General features: G+C 66.3%; 22 protein-coding genes, 4 pseudogenes and 1 riboswitch. Of the genes and pseudogenes, 15 read left to right on the top strand and 11 right to left on the bottom strand.

Annotation, left to right across the window (positions count from 1 at the left end; genetic code table 11):
• The 5 genes and pseudogenes from D6860_RS17520 to D6860_RS17505 form a co-directional block, all read right to left on the bottom strand.
• Positions 1-490, bottom strand: a pseudogene (locus D6860_RS17520) (phage tail protein); the annotation flags it as partial.
• Positions 491-578: 88 nt separating this feature from the next.
• Positions 579-826, bottom strand: a pseudogene (locus D6860_RS26055) (hypothetical protein); the annotation flags it as partial.
• A gap of 213 nt (positions 827-1,039) precedes the next feature.
• Positions 1,040-1,423 (bottom strand): transposase, encoded by a 384-nt coding sequence (locus D6860_RS25780; protein ID WP_254681421.1) that lies wholly within the window; start codon positions 1,421-1,423, stop codon positions 1,040-1,042.
• A 132-nt stretch (positions 1,424-1,555) separates the two neighbouring features.
• Positions 1,556-2,048 (bottom strand): IS110 family transposase (locus tag D6860_RS25775; RefSeq protein WP_254681420.1); only part of this gene is annotated, 493 nt, incomplete at its 3' end.
• Between the two features lie 157 nt (positions 2,049-2,205).
• Positions 2,206-2,381 (bottom strand): annotated as a pseudogene (locus D6860_RS17505) (transposase); the annotation flags it as partial.
• Positions 2,382-2,596: 215 nt separating this feature from the next.
• Here D6860_RS17505 and D6860_RS26050 point away from each other — a divergent pair.
• The 3 genes and pseudogenes from D6860_RS26050 to D6860_RS17490 form a co-directional block, all read left to right on the top strand.
• Positions 2,597-2,941, top strand: a complete 345-nt coding sequence (locus tag D6860_RS26050; RefSeq protein ID WP_083697720.1) for a S24 family peptidase — start codon at positions 2,597-2,599, stop codon at positions 2,939-2,941.
• A gap of 501 nt (positions 2,942-3,442) precedes the next feature.
• Positions 3,443-6,595: an Ig-like domain-containing protein gene (locus tag D6860_RS17495; RefSeq protein WP_128549292.1), complete on the top strand. Its 3,153-nt coding sequence runs from the start codon at positions 3,443-3,445 to the stop codon at positions 6,593-6,595.
• Between the two features lie 58 nt (positions 6,596-6,653).
• Positions 6,654-6,888: pseudogene (locus D6860_RS17490) on the top strand (integrase core domain-containing protein); the annotation flags it as partial.
• A gap of 569 nt (positions 6,889-7,457) precedes the next feature.
• Here D6860_RS17490 and D6860_RS17485 read toward each other — a convergent pair.
• The 3 genes from D6860_RS17485 to D6860_RS17475 all read right to left on the bottom strand — a co-directional run bounded on the left by D6860_RS17485 (position 7,458) and on the right by D6860_RS17475 (position 11,705).
• The gene (locus tag D6860_RS17485) at positions 7,458-8,723 is read right to left on the bottom strand and encodes an MFS transporter (protein ID WP_076622008.1); all 1,266 of its coding nucleotides are present in this window, start codon (positions 8,721-8,723) and stop codon (positions 7,458-7,460) included.
• A 420-nt stretch (positions 8,724-9,143) separates the two neighbouring features.
• Positions 9,144-10,046: a hypothetical protein gene (locus D6860_RS17480; RefSeq protein ID WP_017467407.1), complete on the bottom strand. Its 903-nt coding sequence runs from the start codon at positions 10,044-10,046 to the stop codon at positions 9,144-9,146.
• Positions 10,047-10,370: 324 nt separating this feature from the next.
• The gene (locus tag D6860_RS17475; RefSeq protein WP_076622009.1) at positions 10,371-11,705 is read right to left on the bottom strand and encodes a calcium-binding protein; all 1,335 of its coding nucleotides are present in this window, start codon (positions 11,703-11,705) and stop codon (positions 10,371-10,373) included.
• Between the two features lie 343 nt (positions 11,706-12,048).
• Positions 12,049-12,235, top strand: a riboswitch (cobalamin riboswitch).
• Between the two features lie 144 nt (positions 12,236-12,379).
• Between D6860_RS17475 and D6860_RS17470 the strand changes: the two genes are divergently transcribed.
• The 8 genes from D6860_RS17470 (at position 12,380) to D6860_RS17435 (ending at position 20,406) form a co-directional block, all read left to right on the top strand.
• Positions 12,380-14,242, top strand: coding sequence for a TonB-dependent receptor plug domain-containing protein (locus tag D6860_RS17470; protein WP_076622010.1), 1,863 nt, complete (start codon positions 12,380-12,382; stop codon positions 14,240-14,242).
• Positions 14,229-15,062 carry an ABC transporter substrate-binding protein gene (locus D6860_RS17465; RefSeq protein WP_076622011.1) on the top strand — a complete coding sequence of 278 codons (834 nt, stop codon included), beginning with the start codon at positions 14,229-14,231 and terminating at the stop codon, positions 15,060-15,062. Before D6860_RS17470 ends, D6860_RS17465 begins: the two co-directional genes overlap by 14 nt.
• Positions 15,059-16,036, top strand: a complete 978-nt coding sequence (locus D6860_RS17460) for a FecCD family ABC transporter permease (RefSeq protein WP_076622012.1) — start codon at positions 15,059-15,061, stop codon at positions 16,034-16,036. Before D6860_RS17465 ends, D6860_RS17460 begins: the two co-directional genes overlap by 4 nt.
• Positions 16,033-16,782 (top strand): ABC transporter ATP-binding protein, encoded by a 750-nt coding sequence (locus D6860_RS17455; protein WP_076622013.1) that lies wholly within the window; start codon positions 16,033-16,035, stop codon positions 16,780-16,782. The genes D6860_RS17460 and D6860_RS17455 overlap by 4 nt, the downstream gene beginning before the upstream one ends.
• Positions 16,779-17,564 carry a cobalamin-binding protein gene (locus D6860_RS17450; protein ID WP_076622014.1) on the top strand — a complete coding sequence of 262 codons (786 nt, stop codon included), beginning with the start codon at positions 16,779-16,781 and terminating at the stop codon, positions 17,562-17,564. Before D6860_RS17455 ends, D6860_RS17450 begins: the two co-directional genes overlap by 4 nt.
• Before the next feature lie 128 nt (positions 17,565-17,692).
• Positions 17,693-18,496: a TatD family hydrolase gene (locus D6860_RS17445; protein ID WP_076622015.1), complete on the top strand. Its 804-nt coding sequence runs from the start codon at positions 17,693-17,695 to the stop codon at positions 18,494-18,496.
• Positions 18,493-19,293 (top strand): MBL fold metallo-hydrolase, encoded by an 801-nt coding sequence (locus D6860_RS17440; RefSeq protein WP_076625208.1) that lies wholly within the window; start codon positions 18,493-18,495, stop codon positions 19,291-19,293. The genes D6860_RS17445 and D6860_RS17440 overlap by 4 nt, the downstream gene beginning before the upstream one ends.
• Positions 19,294-19,470: 177 nt before the next feature.
• Positions 19,471-20,406, top strand: coding sequence for an AEC family transporter (locus tag D6860_RS17435; protein WP_076622016.1), 936 nt, complete (start codon positions 19,471-19,473; stop codon positions 20,404-20,406).
• Positions 20,407-20,427: 21 nt separating this feature from the next.
• Here the strand turns inward: D6860_RS17435 and D6860_RS17430 are convergent, their stop codons facing one another.
• The gene (locus D6860_RS17430) at positions 20,428-20,823 is read right to left on the bottom strand and encodes a DUF6524 family protein (protein ID WP_076622017.1); all 396 of its coding nucleotides are present in this window, start codon (positions 20,821-20,823) and stop codon (positions 20,428-20,430) included.
• Positions 20,824-20,967: 144 nt separating this feature from the next.
• Between D6860_RS17430 and D6860_RS17425 the strand changes: the two genes are divergently transcribed.
• The 3 genes from D6860_RS17425 (at position 20,968) to D6860_RS17415 (ending at position 24,106) form a co-directional block, all read left to right on the top strand.
• On the top strand, positions 20,968-22,263 hold the full coding sequence (locus D6860_RS17425; protein WP_017467699.1) for an adenylosuccinate synthase: 1,296 nt from the start codon (positions 20,968-20,970) through the stop codon (positions 22,261-22,263).
• On the top strand, positions 22,263-22,514 hold the full coding sequence (locus tag D6860_RS17420; RefSeq protein ID WP_076622018.1) for a DUF2842 domain-containing protein: 252 nt from the start codon (positions 22,263-22,265) through the stop codon (positions 22,512-22,514). The genes D6860_RS17425 and D6860_RS17420 overlap by 1 nt, the downstream gene beginning before the upstream one ends.
• Positions 22,515-22,804: 290 nt before the next feature.
• Positions 22,805-24,106: an MFS transporter gene (locus tag D6860_RS17415; protein WP_017467374.1), complete on the top strand. Its 1,302-nt coding sequence runs from the start codon at positions 22,805-22,807 to the stop codon at positions 24,104-24,106.
• A 227-nt stretch (positions 24,107-24,333) separates the two neighbouring features.
• On the opposite strand, the gene D6860_RS17410 is transcribed toward D6860_RS17415, so the two are convergent.
• On the bottom strand, positions 24,334-24,936 hold the full coding sequence (locus D6860_RS17410; protein ID WP_017467373.1) for an inner membrane-spanning protein YciB: 603 nt from the start codon (positions 24,934-24,936) through the stop codon (positions 24,334-24,336).
• 116 nt (positions 24,937-25,052) lie between these two features.
• Here D6860_RS17410 and D6860_RS17405 point away from each other — a divergent pair, with 116 nt between their 5' ends.
• A complete protein-coding gene (locus D6860_RS17405; RefSeq protein ID WP_017467372.1) occupies positions 25,053-25,547 on the top strand; it encodes an MgtC/SapB family protein in 495 nt (164 codons plus the stop codon).
• Between the two features lie 40 nt (positions 25,548-25,587).
• On the opposite strand, the gene ftsY is transcribed toward D6860_RS17405, so the two are convergent.
• Positions 25,588-26,694, bottom strand: a complete 1,107-nt coding sequence (gene ftsY / locus D6860_RS17400) for a signal recognition particle-docking protein FtsY (protein ID WP_254681419.1) — start codon at positions 26,692-26,694, stop codon at positions 25,588-25,590.
• Position 26,695: the final 1 nt, after the last annotated feature.

The raw sequence follows: 26,695 nt of genomic DNA, 5'->3' as shown, positions 1-26,695 counted from the left end.
AGGGCCCCTTCAACGTGGCAATGAACGCCGAGGCCAGGTTACGCGGCAGCCCCTCGACCCACGCCTCGCCATCCCAGTCGTCGGCATGGCACTCGACGATGCCGTTGAGAGTGTCGAGCTGGCCGTTCAGCTGGTAGGTCGCCCGGATGCGGATCGCGGTCAGCGCCAGCGGCTTGTCGAAGTTCAGCGGATACTCGGGCCGGATCGACTGCAGCGCCGCCAGCATGACCTTGTCGAAGTAGCGCCGGTTCGTGCGCTCCTGCGTCATCCGCGTGATCTCGATCTGCCAGCGCCCGCGCGAGGGCAGCTGCCAGGCGAACTGGCGGAAGAACGGCTCGGTCCGCTTCGCCACCAGCCGCAGCGTCGTCACCTCCTCCCACTCGTCCGCGTCCGACAGCCGCTGGCGGATGCGCACGTCGACGCGCAGGCTCTTCTCCCTGTCGCCCTCCCGGTTGAGCCGGTAGAGCCCCGTCGGGAACCGAAGGATCACCGAGCACCGCCGCGCGAACCTCGTCGGCCCGGGCGCTGGTGCGGTCGAGTCCCCGCTGGCGGATCTGCACCTCCGCCTCGTAGAGCGCGAGCAGCCGGTTGCGCACCGCCTCGGTCTGACCGATCAGGCGGCCACGCCCCCCTTTGTTCACGCCCATGCTGATCGCTGTTCGGTGCGCCTAGAGGTCGGTCGCGTCGATCATCACGGTCTTTTCTTCAACGTGCTCGGCAGCCAGGCCGGCCAAGATCCGCGCGAAGATGCCCCGCTCATGGCTGCACTCGGACCAGTGGCGTTTGCCACTCACCTCCACCGCTTCCAACGGTTGTAGAGCGTTCTCTGATTGCGGCCTCGTCAAGAGTGAGGGCTGTCCGTCCGGGGTCATGGTTCTCTCCGAGGTCGCATTGAGCGCCTCATGATGGTTTTCGGCGGCGGGTCGTCTCCAATGTCTTGTGCGGGGTGTGGCGCCTGGCCATCCCATACTCTACAGCGAGATCGATCAACCTCCGTCCCGTTGGGACTGCGCTCCCCGCTTCAGGGCGGGAACTCAGATCAGGCGGTGGCCTCCTTTGTCCATTGATAGTCGGTTCCATTTTTCCAGAGCGTCAGCATCAGCACGGCGATTTTGCGAGCGGTCGCGACCGCCGCCTTGCGGAAGCCGCGCCGTCCGGCCAGTCGCACGGCCCAGCTTTTGAGCGGCGAGAAACGTTTCACCTGACCAATCATGCAAGACGCCGCCTCGAACAGTAGCCCTCGCATCGCGCCGTCACCGCATTTCGAGACGCGCCCAGACCAATCCACCTCGCCAGACTGATGTCGCTTTGGCGTCAGCCCGAGGAAAGCGCCCACATCTGACGTTCGGCTGAACCGACCGGGATCATCAACCAGGGCTATGAAGCTGAGCGCGTTGACGGGGCCGACACCGGGGATGGTCATCAGACGGCGCGCAACAGGATGGGCCTTGGCCCTTTTCTTCACTGCCTTGTCTAGGTCGTCAGCCACTTTGCACAGGGTGGCATGGGCACTGATGAAGCCATCGGCTATGGCTCGCAGAACCGGGTCGGTCGNTGAAGCCATCGGCTATGGCTCGCAGAACCGGGTCGGTCGCGCCCGCTGCCGCCAGTTGATCGCGGAACGCCTGCCTCTGCCGCCCCTCGCCGATACCGACCATGCGGATGCCGAAGGTTTTGAGGACGCCACGGATGTGACCTTCGAGGTCCTTGCGCAACCGGATCGACCTCTCACGGGCACCGACAAGGCACCGCAGCCGGTCGGCCTCTTCGCTGCGGATATGCACCTCGGTAAACCAGCCAGTTCGGGCGAGCTGCGCCAACCCCTCGGCATCGGAGGCGTCAGACTTGTTGAGCCGGGCCGAGAGGCTTTTGTGCGCCTTGCGTGCATCGATACAGGTGGCCGGAAGCCCGAGTCGCGTCATTCCGCGCTGCAGCCAAATCGACAAGTTCCCACTCTCATGTACAATCCGGCGCGGCATGAGCGAGCGGTTTCGAAACCAGCCTGCCACACCCTCCGGATCGGACGGGCAAGCGCCGCGTGCGATCATCTTACCATCACGATCCACAACACAGATCGAAATCTCTTTCAGCGAAACATCCAACCCCGCATAGTGTTCCATAGGTCGTTCTCCTCACGGCATTTATCCATGAGGCCAGTATACCGGACCTCGTTCGCCCCGGAGAGCGACCGCCGCAATCACACCATGTCTTGTGCGGGCCGTATTCAACAGGCGCGTCACGCCAACGCAACCCATTGCGATTGATGAAATAATCCCGCTCAGCACACGCCTATCATCGACGCACGGCCGGCCGTGGGACTTCGGGAAATAGGGCTCAAGACGCGCCATCTGCGTATCTGTCAGCCAGAAGATATCAGACATGTTCACCGCTCATTTTCTGGCGGTGACTCATGCACGCTCAACGAAAATCAATGGATCCTGACTCGACATCGGCCCCCACGCGAGCCGATCAGCGAAAGGGATGTAATACAGGAGAAGCGCGTACAGCTCCCTCACTATTCCCCCGCCATGATATCAGACGAAGGATACCTGGACCTCGACGCATAACCTGACGAACACATGGCATTCTCACGGGAATGGTTTGCCGAGGCCATTTGAGCGCAAAGCACTGCGCGCTCATGACCGCGATTGGAAACAGCATGGCACCGTCGACCTGGGACGGGGACCTGGTGATGATAAACCGTCGAAAGAGGAAGCCCATCCCCGGCAGGGTCTGCGCCTTTCACTCGATCGAGGACGGTACCATCATACGTAGGTTCGAACTTATCCCTGGAAACGCGCTGCTAGCACGTTGCGACAATCCCGACCAAAGGTTGTTCCCACCACTACTCCACACGGAGCTGGGAAAGCTCGAAGACAGGGTCTTGGGCGAGGTCACTTGGACAGGTCATATCTGGTATCTGGCCGGGCCGAAGCGGTGATTACTCTTTCAACGGGCCCAAGAATCCGGTGACCTTCAGCACTGCCAGAATAGCCTGATTCGCTTAAGGACGCGGATGTTGGAGCGTTTGACCTGCGACACTCCTTATGCCGGTCTCTTTTTTCTGGGGATTTTTTGAGCAACGATATTGCGCAGGTTGCTTAGGACAGAACATCTCTAGCGCGAAACGTATAATAAAATGAAAATATAATTCATGTCTTTGAATAACCTAGGAAGTACCTAATTTCCAGATATTCGAGACCCTACTTCAAGTCGTCATCAGCCTACTGCAGCACAGCCGATAAGTTCCAAATTCTGAATGAGTTAGGCCTTCTGCTTTGCCTGGCAAGCTCCGTTTTCATTTGCTGGCACAACAAAACAAACATTAAGTTAACGGTGCGGACAAACAGTCGGGGGAGGTCAACGCGTCACTCTCACTCCAATTCGCGAATACGAACAGTCGAACTGACGACCTAGTTGCACCGAATTCGGAGGGCACATTTTGCCGCTTACTGGACGGAATCCCGCGTACGACCTCATCAACGGCACAAATGAAACACGGAGGATCTCCGAGATCGTTGGCACCGCCTCGATCGCTGGAGAAACAGATCGCATGATGCCCGGGGGCGTGAAATCTCCCGCCGTCAGAGCGTCGAGCGCGGACCGCGCCGTCATTCCCGGAGGAACTGGCGATGACAGCCTGCCGGGCACGCCTGAAGCGGACTCCATCGCCGGCGGAGACGGGCATGATACGCTGGATGGCGCCGGTGGAGACGACTACCTGGTCGGCCAGAGAGGCGACGACAGCCTGCTCGGCGGCGATGGGAACGACCGTCTCTACGGGGGACGCGGGGCCGATACGCTGCTGGGCGGCGCCGACGATGACACGCTGACCGGCGGGGCGGGGAACGACAGCCTCGAGGGCGGTCTTGGCAACGATTATCTCAGCGGCGGTGACGACGACGACGAGCTTTCCGGCGGTGACGGCTTCGACTCCCTCTACGCGGGCGCCGGCAACGACATTGTGCAAGGCGATGCAGGCGACGACACGCTGCACGGCGGCGATGGCAACGATACGATGCACGGCGGAGGCGAAAACGACTACCTTGCCGGCAATAGTGGTGACGACAGCCTGACCGGCGGCGACGGCGACGACCGCATCTACGGAGGGCGCGGCGCCGATACCATCCAAGGCGACGCGGGCAATGACACGCTGGCCGGAGGTGGTGGTGACGACATTCTCGAAGGCGGAGATGGCAACGACTATCTCGGCGGAAATGGCGGAGCGGATACACTCCATGCCGGTGCGGGAGACGACCTTGCCTACGGTGGTGCCGGCGACGACATCCTCCACGGAGACGATGGCGCCGACCTTCTCAGCGGCGAGGACGGGAACGACACGCTCGACGGTGGCACCGGGGACGACACGCTTCTCGGCGGGGATGGCATCGACACCGCGGATTTCTCCGGCGCCACCGGAAATTCCTTTTTCGACTACGCGTTCGAAACGGTCACGACCGGCGACGGCGAGACGGCCCTCCAGGTCACCTACATCGGGACAACGGGCGTCGATACCGGCACCGACCTTCTGTTCGACATGGAGTTCGGCACATTTGCCGAGGGCACCTTCCACATCGACGGCACGAACAACGCCCCGGTCCTCGGCGACGACACCATCGTCGTGAATGAGGACAACATCTTCTCCTTCGGGGATGCCCTGACCGGAAACGACTTCGACCCGGACAACTCGCTGCCGCGATCGGGCGACATCACCCTGCCCCAGACGACGGTCGACACCACCGGGACGATCGGCCTCGTGACCGCACCGTCGATCCTTACGCAGGGCTCCTACGACCCGAACGGCCAGTTCGACTGGCTCGGCGAAGGCGAAACCGCCACGGACAGTTTCCAGTACACGGTCAGTGACGGCAACGGCGGTGTCACCACCGCGACCGTGACCGTCACGATCGAGGGGCAGAACGATGCCGAGGTGGCGGTCGGCCAGACCGTGACCGGGGTCACGCCGACTTTGATTGCCAATTACGATTCTGACTATGACACGATGATCTACTCGTTGGACTACCATGTCCCGCTGAGCGTGCTTCTGGCGGAAAACACGGGCGACAGCTCGGACATCGCGGCGAATTTCCAGATTTACACCAGGAATGCTTTCCTCGTGACGCAGGACGGGCTCGATGGCACGACGACTTATGGAGGCGCCGCAGTCATCGATGGAGACGAACTGGTCGTCACCTACGATCTCGCCGATCTGGCAGCGTCCGGCAGCGGTGGAGCGATTTCCGACAGCATCCTCATGGGCTATCACAACGTTATCGTCAACGGCGCCGTCACCCAGTATTTCGACTCGGTGGACACCTATGAGCTGTGGAATGCCAGTATCCTGACGGGCCGGAACTATGGCGACCCGCTCGAGCTGGCAACAGCCGACTACCTCGATGGAGGCCAGGGCGAGTGGGGTGGCGAGGGGGTCAACACGGATTGGGGCTGGGGCATCATAGGACACGATGGCACCGACGGGGCGGTTGGCGCCGACGGCAACGACTGGGGCGGCGCATTGCTCGGGACCGATGCGGATGAAATCCTTGTCGGGCTCGACGCCCCCGACGCCGGGGACGGTGGAACCGGTGGCCGGAGCGGCGACGGCGCGGATGGCTACTTTCTATGGACCCAAACAAGAGCGGGACCAGTCCCTCTGCCGCAGACAGGATTCAACGGCGGTGATGGCGGTGACGGAGGTGCAGGGGGCGATTCGACATATCTACTCGCGGCGGAAGGCGGTGATGACACCATCGTCAGCGGAGCCCCCGGAGCCGGCGGAGATGTCGGCAGCGCCGGAGGCTATGGAACCGACGGCGAGCGACGTGAAGCACCAGGTATCCTCACTGACTATTTTGCGGACGGAGGGAGCGCCGGGGAGCAAGGTTCCGGCGGACCTGGCGGGTTCGCGGAGTACCTGATATACGCCGGCGATGGAAACGATGTCGTCTATGCCGCAGACCTGCGCGACGTGGCGGGCTTGCCAGGCGCCTACGAGATCGACGGGGGCGCGGGCAACGACCATATCTACTTCTTCTCCCGCACGCTTCCGGAGTCCGATCACTTCGATTTCGCTATTCGCGGCGGAGCAGGGGATGATGTCATAGAGCGGTCTCTGGGGGCGATTCTGGATGACGTGACCTACGCGGGCTACTCACGCACTTACGTGGACGGGGCTGGAGCGGCCGGCTCCACGGGTACCATCGATGGCGGCGCCGGGTTCGACCAGTTCGTCTGGTACGGCATCGGAGGGCTCGAGTTCATTTCCCTAGTCATGCGGGAAATCTCACTGGATGGCCTCATGAACATGGAGCGGATCTCGTTGGAATTCAGAGGCACGATCAATCTTCAGCTGACGCCACAAGCCGTCGCCGCGGCGAGCGGCGATAATGTCCTGTTTATCGATGACGGGGATGAGGGTTTTGCCGACCAAATTACCCAACAAGTGACGCTGGGGGGCAGCCAGCTGTGGCTGCAGACCGGCTCCGGTTTCGAAGGCGAGGATGGCACGGTCTACGACATCTACACCTCGGTTGCGGATTCCACGTTCCCCGTCTCGACGACAGTCTACATCGAAACGACGTTCGAAATCGCATGACCTTGCGCGGACTGTCTGACGGTCTGCGCAGCGCAGCATCCTGACCGGGGCCACGGTGAAGACGTCCATGGACGGGCGCGGTGGGTGGATGGAAAACGTCATGATCGAACGGCTATGGCGATCCTTGAAGTATGAATGCGTCTATCTGCACGCCTTCGAAACCGGGTCAGCGGCCCGGGATGGCATCGGCAAGTGGATCGACTTCTACAACACCGAGCGCCCGCATTCCGCACTCGGGGGGAAGAACACCGGTCGAGGCCCATCAGGGCCCTGACCTACAGGCGCCAGCATGATCAATAGGCAAGCCAAGAAGCGCCGCAAACCTGTCCGAAAAATGGGGGCCACCTAAAACCGACAGGCACATGTTCAAACATGTGCCTGTTTCTGTTTGGAAATCCACAAGTGGGACGGCTGAAAGAGAAGTGGGCTGGGAGGGCCCCACTTCCTGGACCTCTCGAACACTTCAAACGCGCCTTTCAACCCCCCCTCCAGAGCGCCTTAAACGCAAATTCAAAAGGGCTCGCGCATCCCGGCCCATGACTCGCCCAAATCGCCCAGATCGCGTCATACCACCCAGTTTGCCGCTCTACTGTAAAACTCGATTGACCTTGCGACGCGCACGGCACCTCCCCTTCCATGCCTTGATTTCATGGCCGTCCGGCTCCCTCCGGGAACCTCGGACCTCTTCCGGTATCCACTGCAAGAATGAGTGTCACCCAACACTGAGCCCATCGCCGAGATGGGTCGCTCTGCAGCGCCGGGTGCCAATACAAAGGGCGCGTGAGACAGCATCTCCGCTACATCGCGCTCAGCCCCGGACCGCTGCACCGAATGAAAATCGCATCTTCATGCCGGGAGGCCTTCAGCTTTCGCCGGCATCCGCGGTGTCGTTTTCGGAATGCTCCGCCGCCCATGCGCCGGCGGCCTCGACGGCAACGGCCGAACTCGAGGGCAGCACGTTGAGGTAGCGCTCGGTCTCGTCCGAGGGCGTCGCCGCACGTTGCGTCATGCGATAGAGCGCATAGGCCGATATCACGACGAAGGTCGCGCCCAGGAACAGCCAGAAACCGTTGGGCCCCAGCCACTGCATGGCCCAGCCCGTCACGAGCGGGCCCGCGATGGCGCCGAGGCCGAAGGTGAACACCAGCCCGCCCGAGGCGGCGGGCATTTCATCGGCAGACAGGGCGTCATTGGTATAGGCCAGGAAGAGCGCGTAGAGGGGCGTCGTCACGCCCCCGGCGAGAAAGGCCGCAGCCATGACGAACCAGATGTCCCCCGAGACCAGCCAGCCGAAGCCGCAGGCCACCGCCCCGAGGGCCGCCGCACCGAAGATCACCTTGCGCCGGTCGATCTGGTCCGACAGCCAGCCGATCGGATATTGCAGCACCAGCGCCCCGGCAAAGAGCATCGCCACGAAAAGCGAAATCTGCGAGGCGCTCAGCCCGATCTGGGTGCCGAAGACCGCCCCCATGCCCGACTGCGTGGCATAGACGCTTCCGAGCAGGAATATCCCGACCGTCCCGAGCGGAGAGCCACGGAAAAGCTCGCGCAGCGCCATCGGGCGGGCCACCTCGACGACCGGGACGGGTGAGACCGAGAGAAGGATCGGGGCAAAGGAGACCGAGACCAGGATCGAGGCCCCGATGAAAAGCGCGGAGGTCGCGGCGTCTCCAAGCGTGAGCAGGCCCTGCGCACCGATGATCCCGATGGTCTGGGCCAGCATGTAGGCGGACAGGATCTTGCCCCGCGTTTCGTTCGTGGCCGCGTGGTTCAGCCAGCTTTCGGCAGTCACGTAGACCCCCGACATGCAGAATCCGATCAGGACACGCAGCAGCGTCCACGCCCAGGGTTCGGTGATCAGCGGCAGCGCGATCAGCCCGGCGGACATGAAGCTTCCCAGGGCGGCGAACACGCGCACGTGACCGACCCGGCGGATCAACTGCGGCGTGATGCGTGCGCCGGACAGGAAGCCGACGAAGTAACCGGAGGTCACGACGGCGAGCTCTGAGGCCGAGAAACCCTCCACGTCTCCTCGCAGGCCGATGAGCGTGAAATGCATCCCGTTCCCGAGCATCACGAGAACGATTCCGAGCAGCAGTGCCCAGACGCCGGAGAGGACAGTGATCATGGTGCGCTCTTCCGCAGGCCGTGGTGGACAACAGGAGCATAAGCCGACCCCGCTCCTGCGCGTGGCGCACCTGCGGCGAAAAAGGAGCGAATGACGACAGATTGCTCCTCATTGCGGCCCCTGCCCCCAGCGCTTCCCGGAAAAGCGGCACCACCGGAAACGAGCTTCCTCGGTCCGGGCCGCTTCAAGGTGCGCCAAGCGACCATGACGAACGATCTTCTCCGCGTTCGCAGGTTCGCCCGCACTTCCGTCCGCCGCCTCGCAGACCACCTGCGGACGCTGTCCCGCAGCCGCGAACAGGTGCCTGCCTGCCGAAAGCTGGCCAAGCTGCCATGCCGAACGCAAAAGACCCGCGGGATCGATCAGATCCGCGGGTCCCGTTTGATGTCGCCTCAAAGCGGCGGTGGCCGGCGCCCCGGCTCAGGCCAGTTCGAAGTCCTCTTCCGGCGCAGCGGCCTCCTCGAGACTCTCCTCTTCGGGCTCCTCGTCGGTGTCGAGGCTGAGAGCGGCCATCAGTTCGAGGCTTTCACCCTCGGCACCGTAGAGGTCGAGCGCGCCGGCCTCGATGGCCGCATCATAGGCGTCGAGAACCTCGTCGGCGTTGGCAAACCCGCCTTCGGGCGCCTCGATGCTGAACAGCTCTTCGGGATATCCCTCGTCGTTGAACTCATAGAAGACGATGGATTGAATCGAGGGGATGTCGTAGGCGTCGTCGTCGATCTCGTTCTCGTAGTAGTTCAGGTAATTCTCGAAGGTCGCCTCCTGCCCCTCGGGAAGCGAGTCGGGATACCCCTCAATCGGCTCGCCGGTGATGAAAATCCCGTTCACGGGCTCGCCCTCTGCGGAAACGCCGAAGAACACCTTCTCGAAGGTCGGCTCGTCGCCGGGCTCCTCCGGCTCTTCCGGGTCGTCGGAAACCGCCTTGATGGACCCCTCTTCGGTCGTGGTCGACGTTGCGCGGATGCCGAAGACGTCGATGGCGTCGAGGCTATCGACGTCCAGTTCGAGGGTCAGCGTATCGCCCTGCGACACATAGGACTGCTTGTCTTCGCCCTCGGTTCCGAGACCCGGGTCGCTCACCTTTTCGGCGTCGTCCCACTGAATGGCCTCGCCGTCGAGCTGGGCGCCGTTCATGTTGAGAGGACCGCTGAGAGACACGCTGTCCCCGGAGAAGTCGTCGTCTCCGATGTAGATGGCGTTCACGTCCATGGCGCCGTCGAGCACTTCGATGTCCGCGTAGAATTTTCCATCTGCTTCATACAGGCTAACCGTGTAGGAAAGTCCTTCGGTCTCGTAGGTGAAAACTTTCGAATAATCAGGCATTGCAGTAAATCCCATCGCTCAAGAACACATTCCGGCTGGCGCGATCATCCCGGCGGCCGGGGATCGAGGCACAGTCCGTCGCGCCCATTTGATACCATGTTGCTGCCCACATCGTGCCACAAAAGCGCGAATGCCCTAGAAACAGATTGTTTCCGAACGCGTGGCGGCGGTGCCGCGTGACGCATCCGGCAGCTCGCGCATGTCTCTTTGGAACAGGGAGCGACCGCGCGCAGCACCTCTCCTGGAGTCCGATCAAGAAGGGTTCAGTCTGGGCATCAGAAGGAGGCGAGGCGGACGACCGGATGCGCCGTCCGCCCCCAAGTCTCAGACGAAAAGGAAATCGTCCTGGGTCAGGTCGCTCGCATCGACGCCGTACACCTCGATGACCTGGCCGCCCACCGAGATCTCGGAGCTGACGCCGTCCTGGGTGATGGTCAGGTCGTCGTAGGTGACGCCCCTCATCTGGATCACGTCCAGACCGTCCTCAAAGTCCGAGATCCGGTCTGTCTCGCCCACGGTGAAGGTGTTGAACACGAAGGTGTCCGCCCCCGCGCCACCGACCATCGTGTCGTCGCCACCACCGCCCGACAGCATGTCGGCGCCAGCGTTGCCGAGAAGGTAGTCGTTGCCTGCCTCGCCGAACATCGCGTCGTTGCCGCCGCCGCCCGCAATCGTGTCGGACCCCGTGCCGCCCTGGATCGTGTCGAAGCCACGCCCGCCGTAGAGCCGGTCGTTGCCGTCCTCGCCCCGCAGCAGGTCCGAGCCGTCACGTCCGAGCAGCAGGTCGTCGTCATCGCCGCCGTAGAGTTCGTCGGCCTCGGCGCCACCTTCGACGGTATCGTTGCCGGAGCCCCCGAACAGGGTATCGCGGCCCTCGTCGCCAAGCAGGTAATCGTCGCCGGCCTCACCGTAGATCGTGTCATCCTCGTATCCGCCGGCGATCGTGTCCGATCCCTCGCCCCCGGTGATGGAATCCTGCCCGCGTCCGCCGTAGATGCGGTCGGCTCCGTCTTCACCGGACAGCGTGTCATCGCCAAGCTGCCCTGCCAGGAAGTCGTTTCCGCTGCCGCCGCTGGCAAAATCGGCGCCATCGCCGCCGTAGAGATCGTCATCGCCGGTGTTGCCCGTCATGACGTCGTCGCCCTCGTCGCCGTAGAGCGTATCGGCGTCGGAACCGCCGAACATCCGGTCATCGCCTCCGCCGCCTTCGAGGCGGTCATCGCCCTGCCGGCCGGTCATCGTGTTGTCAAAGAAGTCACCGACGTAGATGTCATCGGCCGTGGTCCCCTCGTAGGGGTTCGGGAAGACCTCTCCCGGCGTGTCTTCGATATCGAGGATCAGGGCGACGATCCCGGTCACGAAGGGCTCGCCCTCGGGGTAGTGGAAATAGGTGGCGCCATTGGCCTCGAAAACGATCACCGGCACAGGAGTTCCGAGTGGCACGATCACCCCGAGCGCCTCCACCCCGGGCTGCGCCGTGCCGGAGCCGACATAGGTGATGTCGTCGCCCTCGAACGTGCTTTGCGTATCGTCGCTTCCGAGCGTGCCATCGTTGTCGGCCAATGTGCCTTCCATCTCCCCGGAGAAGGCGGTCAGTAGCAAGGTCGGATCGTCGGTCAGCAGGTTCGCATTGGCCAGCGAACCAACATACTCACGCACTGTAATGTCTTGAGTTGGCATATCGAATTTCTCCTCCACAGTCTGCGGCAACACCGCATATGAAAAAGCTTCGCCGAAAATATAGGTTTTTCAACTGTAACCCTCGCGACACAACACAACCTATTGCAGATCAAGAAAAAGAATCTTTTCTCAGATTTGATCAAATTTCAATTTTTGTTGGAAATACCCGTTATGCGGGAATCACTCACGCGCCGTCGACAGCTGGCCCGACGCAGCGCTGCGACGCTGCAACGGGGCGCCCGGTCCGTGCAGCCGGAACACATGCGCCGGACCGGGTCGCCCCGGCACCCAAGACGTCTCTTGCGCGGCGGGCGCCGCTTCAGTATCCCGGCGACATTCTGGTTCCGGCATCCCCGGAGAATAGGGAACGCGGTGCAAACCCGCGACTGCCCCCGCAACTGTGAGCGGCGAGCGTCATCGGCAACATGCCACTGGGTGAAAGCCCGGGAAGGCCCGAGCGACGCAACGACCCGCAAGTCAGGAGACCTGCCAGGATGATCACCCTCCCCTCGCGCGGGGCGCGCCACGGGGAACGGTCTGTCCGTTCGTGGTGACGTTCGCATCGTTCGCGGCGGGACCACAGGCCCTTTCCGTGAACAAATCTCACCACCGCCCTGCCGCTTGCGGGGATCGGTCAGGAAAGGAAGACAGGCATGAGACATGCCCTCGCCTCGGTCTCGGCGCTCGCGCTGACCACCGCTCCCCTCTTCGCACAGGAAGATGTCTACGAACTTCCCACCCTTCTGCTCGACGTGGGCTACGAGGCCACGACACCGCTGCAGACCGGCGTTGCGGTCGAGGTCATCACCGAGGAAGAGCTCGAGGAAGACGGCGACACCCGCGTGCTCGACATCCTCGCGCGGCAGCCGGGCGTGTCGATCCGCTCGAACGGGCCGCTGGGCACCAACGCCGGCGTGTCGATCCGGGGCGTGTCGCAGCAGAACATCGCGGTGCGGGTGGATGGCATCGACGTGTCGGACCCTTCGGGCACGCAGGTCGCCTTCGACTTCGGCGGGCTCACCGCCGGCGACATCAGCCAGATCGAGATCGTGCGCGGCTCGCAGTCGGCCCGCTACGGCTCCGAGGCGATCGGCGGCGCCATAAACATCACCACCAAGCGCGCCAGCCGCGACGGGCTGAGCGCCGAGGCCTTCGCCGAATACGGCAGCTACGAGACGCTTCGCAGCGCGGTGACGCTGTTCAACCGTGGCGAAGGTCACGAGACCGCGGTCACGCTCTCCTACGTCCGCTCCGACGGCTTCTCGGCGGCCGATGAGAACGACGGCAACGACGAGGAAGACGGCTTTGAGGCCCGCCGCCTGAGCTTCTCGGGCACCTACGATCTTGGCGACGGCGCGGCACAGCTCGAGCTTTCGGGCTTCACGCAGGAAGCGCAATACGACTACGACGAAGCCATGAGCGGCATGGTCTACGACGGCTCGCCCGACGACGTGACCGACGTCGAGGACCACGGCCTGCGTGCCGCGCTGTCGTTTTCGACCGGGCTCTTCGACCACGAGGTCTCGGCCAGCTGGTACGACATCACCCGCACGCTGACAGGCACCTCTTCGGGCAGCGATTTCCGCTACCGCTACGAGGGCACCCGGCACGAGTACCGCTACCAGGCGGGCTTCGACCTGTCGCCCACCACCCGCGCGGTCGCGGGCATCGAGCGCACCATCGAGGATTACGCCGACAACACCCGCTTCGGCACCTTCCCGGCGTCGTCGCAGGAACAGGACAGCACGGTCGACTCGCTCTTCGCCGAGCTTACCATGAAGCCCACGTCGGACATCGACCTGAGCCTGACGGTGCGCCACGACGACCACTCCGAGTATGGCGGCTTCACCACAGGGCGGCTGTCGGGCGTCTGGCGGATCCGGCCCGACCTGAGCCTGCGCGCCAACCTCGCCAACGGCTACCGCGCGCCGTCGAACTACGAGCTCTACGACGTCTATTCCGGCAACAGCGGGCTTGATCCCGAGACCTCGAAAAGCTTCGACATCGGCATCGAGAAAAGCTGGGGCGACGCCGCCTGGCTGAGCGCCACCGCCTTCGTGATCGAGGCCGAGGACATCATCGACTACTCCTACACGTCCTATGCCTACGTCCAGCGCGACGGCACCAGCACGCGGCAAGGGGTCGAGCTTTCGGGCGGCACCGAGCTGCGCCCGGGGCTGACGCTCGACGGCAGCTACACCTGGACCGACAGCTGGTCGACGGCCTCGCTCGACAGTTCCGGCTGGCAGTCCTCGGTGCCCGAGCACAGCCTCGCGCTGGGGCTGCACGCCGATCTCACCGACCGGGCGCGGCTCTCGGTCACCGGCCGCTACGAGGCCGACCGTTCGGGCCTCGACGACTACGGGTTGGTCAACAGCACCGTCACCTACGACGTCACCGACAGCACGCAGGCCTACCTGCGGGTCGAGAACCTGTTCGACGAGGAATACCAGACCGTTCCCGGCTACGGACAATCCGACCGGGCATGGTATTTCGGGGTCCGTGCAAGCTTCTAGGCTCATATCCGCTGCCGCCGCCCTGCTCTTCGCGGGGGCGGCGGCGCTTGCCGGTGCGGCACCGGAGCGGGTCGTCTCGCTCAACGTCTGCACCGACCAGCTGGCGCTGCTGCTCGGCGCGCCGGGGCAGCTTGTCTCGGTGTCGCCGCTGGCCCGCGATCCGCGCAGCTCGGCGATGGCCGAGGCGGCGCGCGCGGTGCCCGTCAACAAAGCCGCCGCCGAACAGATCGTGCTGCTCGAGCCCGACCTCGTGCTCGCCGGCAGCTACACCGCCCGCGCCGCCACCGACATGCTCGAGACGCTGGGCTACCGCGTCGAACGGTTCGAGCCCGCCCGCTCGCTCGAGGATGCGCGCGACAACATCCGCCGCATGGGCCGGCTGCTGGGCCGCGAGAACCGCGCCGCCGAGGTGCTGGCGGCCTTCGACGCCCGCCTGTCGGACCTGCGCGACGACCCGAAGGAGCGCCCCGTCGTGGCCTATTACATGCCGTTCAACGAGACCGCGGGCAGCGAGAGCCTGACCGGAGACATCCTGGAGGCCGCCGGCATGACCACCCTCGCCGAGGCGCAGGGCATGCCCTACGGCGCCCGGCTGCCGCTCGAGGCGCTGGTGCTCGCCGATCCGGACCTGATCCTCGTGAGCAAGCCCTACGACAGCCCGGCTCAGGCCACCGAGCTTCTGCGCCACCCGGCCCTGCAGGCGACCGGCGCGCTGCGGCAGGTCGTCGACAGCCCGAACTGGATCTGCGGCGCCCCCGCCGCGCTTGATGCCGTGGCCGCGATGCGCGCGATGCGCCGCGATTGGCAGGCCGCGCGATGAGGCTGGCGCTCTCCCTCTCGACGCTGGTCTGCGCGCTGCTGCTGGCCTCGCTCTCGCTCGGCTACGCGCCGCTGCCCCTGCCGGCCGTGCTGGGCGGGCTGCTGGGCACCGGCGACCCGCTGAACGTCATGGTCATGCAGGAGATCCGCCTGCCGCGCACCGCGCTCGCGGCGCTGGTCGGCGCGGCGCTGGGGCTTTCCGGCGCGGCGATGCAGGGCTACCTGCGCAACCCGCTGGCCGAGCCAGGGCTGATCGGCGTGTCGGGATCGGCGGCGCTCGGGGCCGTTGCCGCGCTGCAGACCGGCCTCTCGGCCGCCTTTGCGCTGGCGCTGCCGCTGATGGCGCTGCTCTTCGCGCTTGGCGCGGTGGCGCTGATCCTGCTGCTCGCCGGGCCACGCGGCGGCTCGCTGACGCTGATCCTCGCAGGCATCGCGGTCTCGGCGCTGGCCGGCGCGCTGACCTCGCTGGCGCTCAACCTGTCCTCGAACCCCTACGCCACCTTCGAGATCGTCTTCTGGATGATGGGCTCGGTCGCCGACCGCTCGCTTACCCATCTCGCGCTTGCCGCGCCGCTCGTGGCGCTCGGTGGCGCGGTGCTGCTGACGCTGGGGCGCGGGCTCGACGCGCTGACGCTGGGCGAGGACGGCGCCGAGGCGCTCGGCATCTCCATGACCGGCCTGCGGCTCCGGCTGCTCTTTGGCACCGCCGCCGCCGTGGGCGCGGCGACCGCCGTCGCCGGCGCCGTGGGCTTCGTCGGCCTCGTGGTGCCGCACCTGCTGCGCCCGCTCTGCGGCGCGCGGCCCTCGCGGCTGCTCTGGGCGAGCGCGCTGGGCGGTGCCGCGATGCTGCTCGCCGCAGACATCGCGGTGCGGCTGATCCTGCCCGAGCGTGACCTCAAGCTCGGCGTGGTCATGGCGCTGATCGGCGCGCCGCTGTTCCTGCACCTCATCTACAAGACGCGGAGGGGCGCATGAGCCTGCTCGACCTCGACGCCCTGACGGTCCGGCGCGGCCAGTGCCCGGTGGTCGACGGCGTGTCGCTGACCATCGAACCGGGCGAATGCGTCGGGCTGATCGGCCCCAATGGCGCCGGCAAGACCACGCTGATGCGCGCGGCCCTCGGCCTCCAGCGCCACGCCGGCCGCTCGTCGCTCACCGAGCTGCCCGCCAGCGCCCGCGCCCGTGCCGCCGCGTGGCTGCCGCAGGCGCGCGAGATCGCCTGGCCCGTCACCGTCGAGACGCTGGTGGCGCTCGGCCGCCTGCCCCACGACAGCCGCGCCGGCAAGCTGCGGTCGCAGGCGGTCGACAGCGCGCTGGCCCGCATGGGGCTCGAGGCGTTCCGCGACCGCAAGGCCACCGAGCTCTCGGGGGGCGAGCAGGCCCGTGTCCTGATCGCCCGCGCGCTGGCGCAGGAAGCCCCCCTGCTCATCGCCGACGAACCCATCGCCGGGCTCGACCCGGCAGCACAGATCGCCACGCTGCGGGTGTTCGAGAGCCTCGCCGCCGAGGGCCACGCGGTGCTCACCTCTCTGCACGACCTGACGCTTGCGGCGCGCCATTGCACCCGGCTTCTGCTGCTCGACCGGGGGCGCCTTGCCGCCGACGGCCCGCCCCTCGAGGTGCTGACCGAGGAGAACCTCGCACGCGTCTTCCACCTGCGCGCGCATCTCCTGCAGACCGACAACGGCCCCCTGCTGCAACCTCTGGACGTGCTGCCATGAGCTATCCCGAACGCATCGTCTGCCTCACCGAGGAAACCGTCGAAACGCTCTACCTGCTGGGCGAGGAGGACCGCATCGCCGGGGTTTCCGGCTATGCCGTCCGTCCGCCCCGGGTGCGCCAGGAGAAACCGCGCGTCGGCGCCTTCACCTCGGCCGACATCCCGAAGATCCTCGCGCTCGAGCCCGATCTGGTGCTGACTTTCTCGGACCTGCAGGCCGGGATCGCCGCCGAGCTCATCCACGCCGGGGTCGAGGTCCACGCCTTCAACCAGCGCAACGTCGCCGGCATCCTGCGGATGATCCGCACGCTCGGCCGCATGGTCGGCGCCACCGAGCGCGCCGAAACGCTTGCCACCGGCTACGAGGCGCGCATCGCGGAATTGCGGGCCGAGGCTCCCGCCCACCGGCCTCGCGTGTTCTTCGAGGAATGGGACGAGCCGCTGATCTCGGGGATCGGCTGGGTCTCGGAACTGATCGGTATCGCCGGCGGCGAAGACTGCTTCGCCGAGCTCGCGGGCGAACAGGCGGCAAGCAACCGCATCGTACCGCCCGAGGCGGTGATCGGCATGGCGCCCGACATCATCATCGGTTCGTGGTGCGGCAAGAAGGTGCGCCCCGAGCGCATCGCCGCACGCCCCGGCTGGGACGGCATCCCCGCCGTCCGGACCGGCGCCATCCACGAGATCAAGTCGCCGCTGATCCTCCAGCCCGGCCCCGCCGCGCTGACCGACGGGCTCGACGCGCTCACCGCGATCATCCGCGGCCACGCAACCGGCGGCTGACCCGCCCCCGCGCGCGGCCTCTTTCCTGACCGCCGCGCCGCGTTCACGGGCCGGTGACCCGCAGCCCCGCGCCCATCCGCTTGACCCTCCCTGCGGCTTCCCCGATACCGGGCCCAAAGGACACGCACATGACCACCGCTTTCATCACCGACAGCCACTGTCATCTCGACTTCCCCGATTTCGACGAGGAACGCCCCGAGGTCATTGCCCGCGCGCTCGAGGCGGGGGTGCACCGGATGGTGACGATCTGCACGAAGCTCCGGCAGGAGCCGCAGGTGCGCGCCATCGCCGAGGCCAACGACCCGGTGTTCTACGCCGCCGGCACCCACCCGATGAGCGCCGCCGACGAACCGCTGGTCACCGTGGACGAGCTCAAGGCCCTGACCGTGCATCCGAAATTCGTGGGCATCGGCGAGACCGGGCTCGACTACCACTACACCGCCGACAGCGCCGAGATCCAGAAGACCTCGCTGCGGGTGCACATCGAGGCAGCGCAGGAGACCGGCCTGCCGCTCATCATCCACGCCCGTGCGGCGGATGACGACATGGCCCGGATCCTCACCGAGGCATGGCGCGCGCAGCCCTACGACTGCGTGATGCACTGCTTCTCGTCGTCGGCCGAACTCGCCCGCGCGGCGCTCGATTGCGGCTTCTACCTGTCGATGTCGGGCATCGCGGCCTTCCCCAAGTCCAAGGACCTGCGCGAGATCTTCGCGGCCGCCCCGCTCGATCGTATCCTCGTCGAGACCGATAGCCCCTACCTCGCGCCGCCGCCCTATCGCGGCAAGCGCAACGAGCCGGGTTACACCGTGCACACCGCCAAGGTCGGCGCCGAGGCTTTCGGGCTGTCCTACGAGGACTTCGCCAAGGCCACCGAACAGAACTTCGAACGGCTCTTTTCCAAGGCCGCCGCATGGACGCCCGCCGCATGACCGAGCTGCGCTTCACCATCCTCGGCTGCGGCTCCTCGGGCGGCGTGCCCCGGCTCGGCGGGCTCTGGGGCGACTGCGACCCGGAGAACCCGAAGAACAGCCGCCGCCGCTGCTCGCTGCTGGTCGAGCGCGAGGGCCACGACGGCACCACGCGGGTGCTGATCGACACCACGCCCGACATGCGCGCGCAGCTGCTCGACGCGGGCATCGGCCATCTCGACGCGGTGGTCTGGACGCATTCCCACGCCGATCACACGCACGGGCTCGACGACCTGCGCCAGATCGTCTTCAACCGGCGCGAGCGGCTGCCGGTCTGGGCGGACGGCGATACGCAGAACTCGCTGCTGTCGCGCTTCGCCTATGCCTTCGTGCAGCCCGAGGGCAGCCCCTACCCGCCGATCCTCGACATGCACACCATCGGCACCGCCCCTTTCACCATCGAGGGCGCCGGCGGTCCGATCACGCTGCAGCCCTTCGAGGTGAACCACGGCAGCATCGAGGCGCTCGGCTTCCGCATCGCCGACGTGGCCTACCTGCCCGACGTGCTGCGCATCCCCGAGGATGCCTGGGCGCATCTGCAGGGTCTCGACTGCTGGATCCTCGACGCGCTGCGCCGCAGCCCGCACCCGAGCCACGCCCATCTCGATCTCGCGCTGGAGTGGATCGCGCGCGCGCAGCCGAAGCGCGCCGTGCTCACCAACATGCACATCGACCTCGACTACGACGCCGTCGCCGCCGAGACGCCCGAGCACATCCAGCCGGCCTTTGACGGGCTGGTCCTGCGTCATGCGCTCTGAGGCAGGCCCCGCGCCACGGCCTCACACCACCGGACATACGCCCGCCACCGGCCCGCGCGAGTGCCGAACGGTGCCGCGCCGGGACGGGGGCGCGCCCTCGCACCGGCGCGCCCCCGGCGACGCGCGCAGCGCGGCGCAATCCCTATCGTTTCTTCGCAGCCTGGATAGACGCACGCCATGCAGGCCCTGATCGACATCATCCTGCCGGTGTTCCTCGTGATCGGCGCCGGTTACCTCGCAAGCTGGCGCGGGCTGCTGCCCGACAACGCCGTCGACGGGCTCATGGGGTTCACCCAGACCATCGCCATTCCCTGCCTGCTGTTCCGGGCGATCTGGCAGCTCGACCTCGGCGAGAACTTCGCGCCACCGCTGCTGATTTCCTTCTACGCCGGGGCCACCGCCGGGTTTGCCGCCGGCCTCATCGGCGCGCGGGTGCTGTTCAAGCGTGACTGGGAAGACGCCGTCGCCATCGGCTTCGCCTGCCTGTTCTCGAACACGCTTCTGCTCGGCCTGCCGATCACCGAGCGCGCCTACGGCTCCGACGCGCTCTCGGCGAATTATGCCATCATCGCGATGCATTCGCCCTTCTGCTACGGTCTCGGCATCACCGCCATGGAGATCGCCCGCGCCCGCAGCGGCGGCACGCGGATGCGGCACCTGCCGCTCACGGTGCTGCGCGCGATGTTCCGCAACGCGCTGGTCATCGGCATCGTGATCGGGCTGATCTTCAACTTCGGCGGCCTCGGCCTGCCGGGCCCGGTGATCCAGGCGCTCGACATGGTCACCCGCACCGCGTTGCCGGCGGCGCTCTTCGCGCTCGGCGGCGTGCTGTTCCGCTACCGCCCCGAGGGCGACCTGCGCACCATCCTCTTCGTCTGCGCGATCTCGCTCGGCCTGCATCCGGCGATCACCTTCTCGCTCGCCCATGTCTTCGACCTGTCCGGGGCATCGCTGCGCTCGGCCACGGTGACGGCGGCGATGGCGCCGGGGGTGAACGCCTATGTCTTCGCCAACATCTACGGGCGCGCCAAGCGGGTCGCGGCCTCGTCGGTGCTGCTGGCAACCGGGTTGTGCCTCGTCACCAGCTGGCTCTGGCTGCACGCCCTGCCCTGAGGTCCGGGCAGCCTCCATGGGCTAGCCGTCGACGTCGTCCATGTCGACCTGCCCCGAGATCCGCCGCCGCACCGTAGACCAGCTGAGCCCGATTCCCAGCACCAGCGACAGCGCGGAAATGCCGATCCAGGCCGAAAGCTCCGGGTCGGCGAGGTCGATCAGCCCGTAATCGTAGAGCACCCAGAGCAGCGCCGCGACGATGGCCAGCACCAGCCCCATCCCGAAACGGCCGATCGAGCGCATCGTCGCCCGCAGGTAGATCACGTAGGTGACGAAGAGCAGCAGCCCCAGCAGCACCGCCAGCGGCAGCTGCGGCTCCCACGCGCGTCGTGCCCAGCTCAGGTAGTTCCACGGGGTCGGGTTCCACGTCGCACCGACAAGAAGAAAGGCGAACACCCAGCGTAAAAGGAAACTCATCACACGAACTCCGACGGACAATGGTACAGGCTCGAACCATAGCACGGCCCCCCATGCGGACTGCAAAGGCAATTTGGCGGTTTCACCCGACCGCGCGCTTCGCTATATGGGCCCCGTTTGGACCTCCAAAAGGACAGGTGAGCTATGGCTAACGTGGTCGTCGTGGGCGCTCAGTGGGGCGACGAGGGCAAAGGCAAGATCGTGGACTGGCTGTCGAGCCGGGCCGACGTGATCGCCCGCTTCCAGGGGGGCCACAACGCGGGCCATACCCTTGTGATCGACGGCACGGTCTTCAAGCTGAACGCGCTGCCGTCCGGCGTGGTGCGCGGCGGCAAGATGTCGGTGATCGGCAACGGCGTGGTGCTCGACCCCTGGCATCTGATCAAGGAGATCGCCACGATCCGCGAGCAGGGTGTCGAGATCACCCCCGAGACCCTCATGGTCGCCGAGAACACCCCGCTGATCCTGCCGATCCACGGTGAGCTCGACCGTGCCCGCGAGGAGGCCGCCAGCAAGGGCGCCAAGATCGGCACCACCGGCCGCGGCATCGGCCCGGCCTACGAGGACAAGGTCGGCCGCCGCTCGGTGCGTGTCGCCGACCTCGCCGACCGCGCGACGCTGGAAAGCCGTGTCGACCGGGCGCTCACCCACCACGACGCGCTGCGCCGTGGCCTCGGGATGGAGCCCGTCGACCGCCAGGCGCTGATCGACAGCCTGATGGAGATCGCCCCCGAGGTGCTGCAATACGCCGGTCCCGTGTGGAAGGTGCTCAACGAGAAGCGCCGCGCCGGCAAGCGCATCCTCTTCGAAGGCGCTCAGGGCGCGCTTCTGGACATCGACTTCGGCACCTACCCCTTCGTGACCTCCTCGAACGTGATCGCGGGACAGGCGGCCACCGGCACCGGCATCGGCCCCGGCGCCATCGACTTCGTGCTCGGGATCGTCAAGGCCTACACCACCCGTGTCGGCGAAGGCCCCTTCCCGACCGAGCTCGACGACGAGGACGGCAACCGCCTCGGCACCCGTGGCCGCGAGTTCGGCACCGTCACGGGCCGCAAGCGTCGCTGCGGCTGGTTCGACGCGGTGCTGGTGCGCCAGACCTGTGCCACCTCCGGCGTCAACGGCATCTCGCTGACCAAGCTCGACGTGCTCGACGGTTTCGAGACCATCAAGATCTGCACCGGCTACGAGCTTGACGGAGAGGTGCTCGACCACCTGCCCATCGCCGCCGACGAGCAGGCCCGCTGCACCCCGGTCTACGAAGAGCTCGAGGGCTGGAGCGAGTCGACCGAGGGCGCGCGCAGCTGGGCCGACCTGCCGGGCGCCGCGGTGAAATACGTCCGCCGCGTCGAAGAGCTGATCGGCTGCCCGGTGGCGCTGCTGTCGACCAGCCCCGAGCGCGACGACACGATCCTCGTCACCGACCCGTTCGCGGACTGATGGCGCTGCGCCACAAGACTCGCAAGCGCCTGTCGCTGCTGCTTCTCCTGGTCTGGCTGCCGCTCTACATCGTGGCGGCGGTCAGCCTCGTGAATGCGCTCGGCCGGCCGCCCATCTGGGCCGAACTGCTTGTCTACGTCGCCCTGGGCTTCCTCTGGGCGATCCCCTTCCGGTTCATCTTCCGGGGCGTCGGGCAGGCAGACCCCGACGCCGCCCCCGAGAAGCCGACGGACGACACCTCCGGCAAGTGAGCCCTCGGCCTCCGCCGGTGCGCAATCCTGTTGCGCGCCGCGCCGCCGGGCCCCCGGACCCGGGCAGACAGCCTGCCCCGCCTCCGGACCCCCTTTCCCAACAGCATGAAGACCGTCCCTGCGTCCACGGGCGCGGGCGCATTTGCCGTGCACACGGCCCCGGCCTGCACACAGCACATGGCGGGGCTGACGAATGAGCATTGCCGCCCCCGTTAACTCTCGGCGCTGTTCGCGTTAACGCAGCCCCTCAGACGACAAAATGTCTTACGCGCGAACGGAAAAGAAAGAAAATGACCGATAGCACTGCCGATGTTGAAACGGGGGCCCGTTCGGGCCAGCCCGCTCTCAACTCTCCCGCCAAGGTTCTGCTTGCGAGCCTCGTGGGCACCACCATCGAATTCTTCGACTTCTACGTCTATGCCACCGCCGCAGTGCTGGTCTTTCCGGCGCTGTTCTTCCCGGGCAGCGACCCGATGACGGCGCTGCTGGCAAGCTTCGCGACCTTCTCGATCGCCTTCTTCGCCCGTCCGCTGGGCGCCGTGGTCTTCGGCCACTTCGGCGACCGGGTCGGGCGCAAGGCGACGCTGGTGGCGGCACTGCTGACGATGGGCATCTCGACCGTGGTGATTGGCCTGCTGCCCACCTACGCGCAGATCGGCGTCGCCGCGCCGGCGCTGCTGGCGCTCTGCCGCTTCGGACAGGGCTTCGGACTCGGCGGCGAATGGGGCGGCGCGGTGCTGATGGCAACCGAGAACGCGCCCGAGGGCAAGAAGAACTGGTACGGCATGTTCCCGCAGCTGGGCGCGCCGGTCGGCCTGTTCCTCTCGTCCGGCATGTTCTGGGTGCTGCTGCAGTTCATGCCCGAAGAGACGCTGCTCAGCTGGGGCTGGCGGATTCCCTTCCTCGCCTCGATGGCACTGATCGTCGTGGGCCTCTGGGTGCGGCTGTCGATCACCGAGACGCCGGACTTCCAGAAGGCCATCGACAACGAGGAGCGCGTCGCGGTTCCGGTCGTCGAGCTGTTCGCGAACCACAAGGTCTCGATCGTGCTCGGCACCTTCGTCGCGCTGGCGACCTTCGTGCTGTTCTACATCTCGACCGCCTACCTTCTGAGCTACAACGTCAAGGTCGTGGAGATCCCCTTCACCGACGCGCTGGCGATCCAGATCTGGGGCGCGGTGATCTTCGGCCTGTTCATCCCGCTGGCGGGCAAGACCGCCGAGCGCTTCGGCCGCCGGCAGGTTCTGGTCGCCACCACTCTCGGGATCGCCGCCTTCTCGTTCCTCGTGCCGGTGCTGATGGTCGAGAACGAGGCGCGGATCATGGCCTTCGTGACGCTCGCCATGGCGCTGATGGGGCTGACCTACGGGCTGATCGGCACGGCGCTGGCCGCGCCCTTCCCGACCCGGGTGCGCTATACCGGCTCGTCGATCACCTTCAACTTCGCCGGCATCGTCGGCGCCTCGCTCGCGCCCTACATCGCAACCTGGCTGCAGTCGACCTACGGGCTCGCCTACGTCGGCTACTACCTCTGCGCCGCGGCGCTGATCACGCTGCTCTGCATCGCCGCGAGCGGACGCGGCAAGGTCTGACGCCAAGTCGGCGAGTGAAAACTGCTGGAACGGCGGGCCGGATGGTCCGCCGTTTTCGTTTCGGGGCGCGCCAGTGGAGCGGTCTGCATCCTCGTCCCGGCCGGTTGCGCTCGTGGCACCGGCGGATCAGGGGGCGCTGCCCCCTCGGCGCGTGCCGCGCCTCACCCCCGAGGGTATTTTTGAAGAGAAGAAGCCGGGGGGGCGTTCGAGAGGGGGGCGTGGTGCCTTTACTTTTCGTCGGGCTCGAGACCGTAGCGCTTGAAGAGCGTGCCCTGGGTCATGAAGAACAGGAAGATCGCGGCAGTGAGACCGAAGGTCTTGAAATAGACCCACATCTCGGTGCTCATGGTCCGCCAGATCACCTCGTTCAACAGCGCCAGCCCGAAGAACAGTGCGGTGACGCGCTTGGTGAGGATCATCCAGCCCTCTTCCCGCAGCGGCATCAGCCCCTCCATCACCTTGCGCAGGTAGCTCTCGCCGCGCAGCAGGCCGATGCCGAGCGCGGTGCCGAAGAGCAGGTAGATCAGCGTCGGCTTCATCTTGAAGAAGCGTTCGTCGTTGAGCCAGACCGAGAGCCCGCCGAAGACCACGATGAGCACCGCAGTGACGATCTGCATCGGCGAGAGATGCCCGGTGAGCTTCCACAGTGCGGCGGTGCAGGCGAGCATCAGGGGGATGAAGCCGGCGGTGACGAGGATGAAGCCCTCGTACTCGGTGCCGGCGATGGTGAAGACCCGGTCCTTGAGCAGCAGGTAGGCCGCGAAGAAGACGAGGATCGGTCCGATCTCGAGCGACGATTTCAGGAACGGGTTGATCGGTTTCTCGGCCATGCGGGAGGTGCCTTTCGGTGACGTTGGCGGCAGAGATAGCCGCTGGGGCCCGCTTCCTCAATGGGAACCCCGGAGCCTCACGCGGGGTTGTGGGAAACACGCCCTACGGAGGAGCCATGCTCGAGCAGATCGTCGACGAATTCCGCCACACCTTTTCCGCCGTCCCCGCCCCAGTCGCCTTTGCGCGGGTCCTCACGGCGATCTTCCTCGGGGGCTGCATCGGCGCCGAGCGGGAGCGCCGGGGCAAGCCGGCAGGGTTGCGCACGCATATCCTCGTGTCGGTGGCGGCCTGCCTCTTCGTGATCCTCGGACGGGAACTCGCGGCGCTCGACTTCGGGGGCAACGAGCAGCGCAACGATCCCCTGCGGATGATCGAGGCGGTGACCGCGGGTGTCGCGTTTCTCGCCGCCGGTATCATCTTCACCAGCGGCGGTCAGGTGAAGAACACCACCACCGGCGCGTCGCTCTGGCTGGCGGGCGCAGTGGGCCTTGGCTGCGGCATGGGCCAGATGCCGCTCGCGGCGATGACCACGGCCATCGTGGTGGTGGTGCTGGCGCTGGTGCGCGTGTTCGAGCGCCGGATGTGGCCCGACCAGGATCACGATGACTGAAGAGGCGGGCGATGGCGTGATGCGCCGTCGCCCGCACGGGTCAGTCGCGGTCGAGGCCGGTGAGCGCGGCGGCGAAATCCTCGGGATCGAAGGGCGCGAGATCGTCGATCTGCTCGCCCACGCCGATGGCGTGGATCGGCAGGCCGAACTTGTCGGCCAGCGCCACCAGCACGCCGCCCTTGGCGGTGCCGTCGAGCTTGGTCATCACCAGCCCCGAGACATCCGCCACCTGCCGGAAAATCTCGACCTGCGCGAGCGCGTTCTGGCCGGTGGTGGCATCGAGCACGAGCAGCGTGTTGTGCGGCGCATCCGGGTCCTTCTTGCGGATCACGCGGACGATCTTCGCAAGCTCCTCCATCAGGTCCTGGCGGTTCTGCAGCCGGCCCGCGGTGTCGATCATCAGCAGATCCGCGCCCTCGGCCTGCGCCTTGGTCATCGCGTCGAAGGCGAGGCTGGCCGGGTCAGAGCCTTCGGGCGCGGTCAGCACCGGCACGCCGGCGCGTTCGCCCCAGACCTGCAGCTGCTCGACGGCGGCGGCGCGGAAGGTGTCACCGGCAGCGATCACCACCGATTTCCCGGCCGCCCGGAACTGCGAGGCGAGCTTGCCGATGGTCGTGGTCTTGCCGGAGCCGTTGACCCCCACCACCAGCACCACCTGCGGCGTCCGGGGATAGAGCGGCAGCGGGCGGGCCACGGGCTCCATCACGCGGGCGATCTCGGCGGAGAGCAGCTCCTTGATCTCCTGCGTCGAGACGCGCTTGCCATAGCGCCCCTCGGCGATGTTCGAGGCCACGCGCAGCGCCGTGTCGACGCCCATGTCGGAGGCGATCAGCAGCTCTTCGAGGCTTTCGAGCATCTCGTCGTCGAGCACGCGGCGGACCACCGGCGCGGCGGGGGCCTCGCGCCTGAAGAGGCGCCCGAAGAGACCGGGCTTGCCGCCCTGCGAGGGGGTTTCGGTGGGCGTTTCCGCCGGCGGCACCACCGGGGTCGGGTCGAGCGGCGCCGGGGCTTCCACCGGGGGCGCCGGGGCGATCTCGGGCGCGGGTTCCGGCGCGGGATCTGCGGGCGGCACGACATCGGGGCCGGGCTCGGGGCGATCGGCGGGCTCGGGCAGCGGCGCGGGTGCGGGATCGGCCGGCGGCTGCACC

Source organism: Salipiger sp. D13, from assembly GCF_003703915.1.
Classification (GTDB): Bacteria; Pseudomonadota; Alphaproteobacteria; order Rhodobacterales; family Rhodobacteraceae; genus Salipiger; species Salipiger profundus.
The sequence above is the reverse complement of the archived record's forward strand: the minus strand, read 5'-3'. Positions and strand labels throughout refer to the sequence as shown.

What these genes read in the sequence shown, in the direction of transcription:
- D6860_RS17425 (WP_017467699.1), top strand. Translation starts at nt 20,968, where the DNA reads ATGGCTAACGTGGTCGTCGTGGGCGCTCAGTGGGGCGACGAGGGCAAA.
- D6860_RS17415 (WP_017467374.1), top strand. Translation starts at nt 22,805, where the DNA reads ATGACCGATAGCACTGCCGATGTTGAAACGGGGGCCCGTTCGGGCCAG.
- D6860_RS26050 (WP_083697720.1), top strand. Translation starts at nt 2,597, where the DNA reads ATGGTTTGCCGAGGCCATTTGAGCGCAAAGCACTGCGCGCTCATGACC.
- D6860_RS17450 (WP_076622014.1), top strand. Translation starts at nt 16,779, where the DNA reads ATGAGCTATCCCGAACGCATCGTCTGCCTCACCGAGGAAACCGTCGAA.
- D6860_RS17440 (WP_076625208.1), top strand. Translation starts at nt 18,493, where the DNA reads ATGACCGAGCTGCGCTTCACCATCCTCGGCTGCGGCTCCTCGGGCGGC.
- D6860_RS25780 (WP_254681421.1), bottom strand. Translation starts at nt 1,423, where the DNA reads ATGACCATCCCCGGTGTCGGCCCCGTCAACGCGCTCAGCTTCATAGCC.
- D6860_RS17445 (WP_076622015.1), top strand. Translation starts at nt 17,693, where the DNA reads ATGACCACCGCTTTCATCACCGACAGCCACTGTCATCTCGACTTCCCC.
- D6860_RS17410 (WP_017467373.1), bottom strand. Translation starts at nt 24,936, where the DNA reads ATGGCCGAGAAACCGATCAACCCGTTCCTGAAATCGTCGCTCGAGATC.
- D6860_RS17480 (WP_017467407.1), bottom strand. Translation starts at nt 10,046, where the DNA reads ATGCCTGATTATTCGAAAGTTTTCACCTACGAGACCGAAGGACTTTCC.
- D6860_RS17405 (WP_017467372.1), top strand. Translation starts at nt 25,053, where the DNA reads ATGCTCGAGCAGATCGTCGACGAATTCCGCCACACCTTTTCCGCCGTC.
- D6860_RS17460 (WP_076622012.1), top strand. Translation starts at nt 15,059, where the DNA reads ATGAGGCTGGCGCTCTCCCTCTCGACGCTGGTCTGCGCGCTGCTGCTG.
- D6860_RS17485 (WP_076622008.1), bottom strand. Translation starts at nt 8,723, where the DNA reads ATGATCACTGTCCTCTCCGGCGTCTGGGCACTGCTGCTCGGAATCGTT.
- D6860_RS17455 (WP_076622013.1), top strand. Translation starts at nt 16,033, where the DNA reads ATGAGCCTGCTCGACCTCGACGCCCTGACGGTCCGGCGCGGCCAGTGC.
- D6860_RS17430 (WP_076622017.1), bottom strand. Translation starts at nt 20,823, where the DNA reads ATGAGTTTCCTTTTACGCTGGGTGTTCGCCTTTCTTCTTGTCGGTGCG.
- D6860_RS17435 (WP_076622016.1), top strand. Translation starts at nt 19,471, where the DNA reads ATGCAGGCCCTGATCGACATCATCCTGCCGGTGTTCCTCGTGATCGGC.
- D6860_RS17420 (WP_076622018.1), top strand. Translation starts at nt 22,263, where the DNA reads ATGGCGCTGCGCCACAAGACTCGCAAGCGCCTGTCGCTGCTGCTTCTC.
- D6860_RS17470 (WP_076622010.1), top strand. Translation starts at nt 12,380, where the DNA reads ATGAGACATGCCCTCGCCTCGGTCTCGGCGCTCGCGCTGACCACCGCT.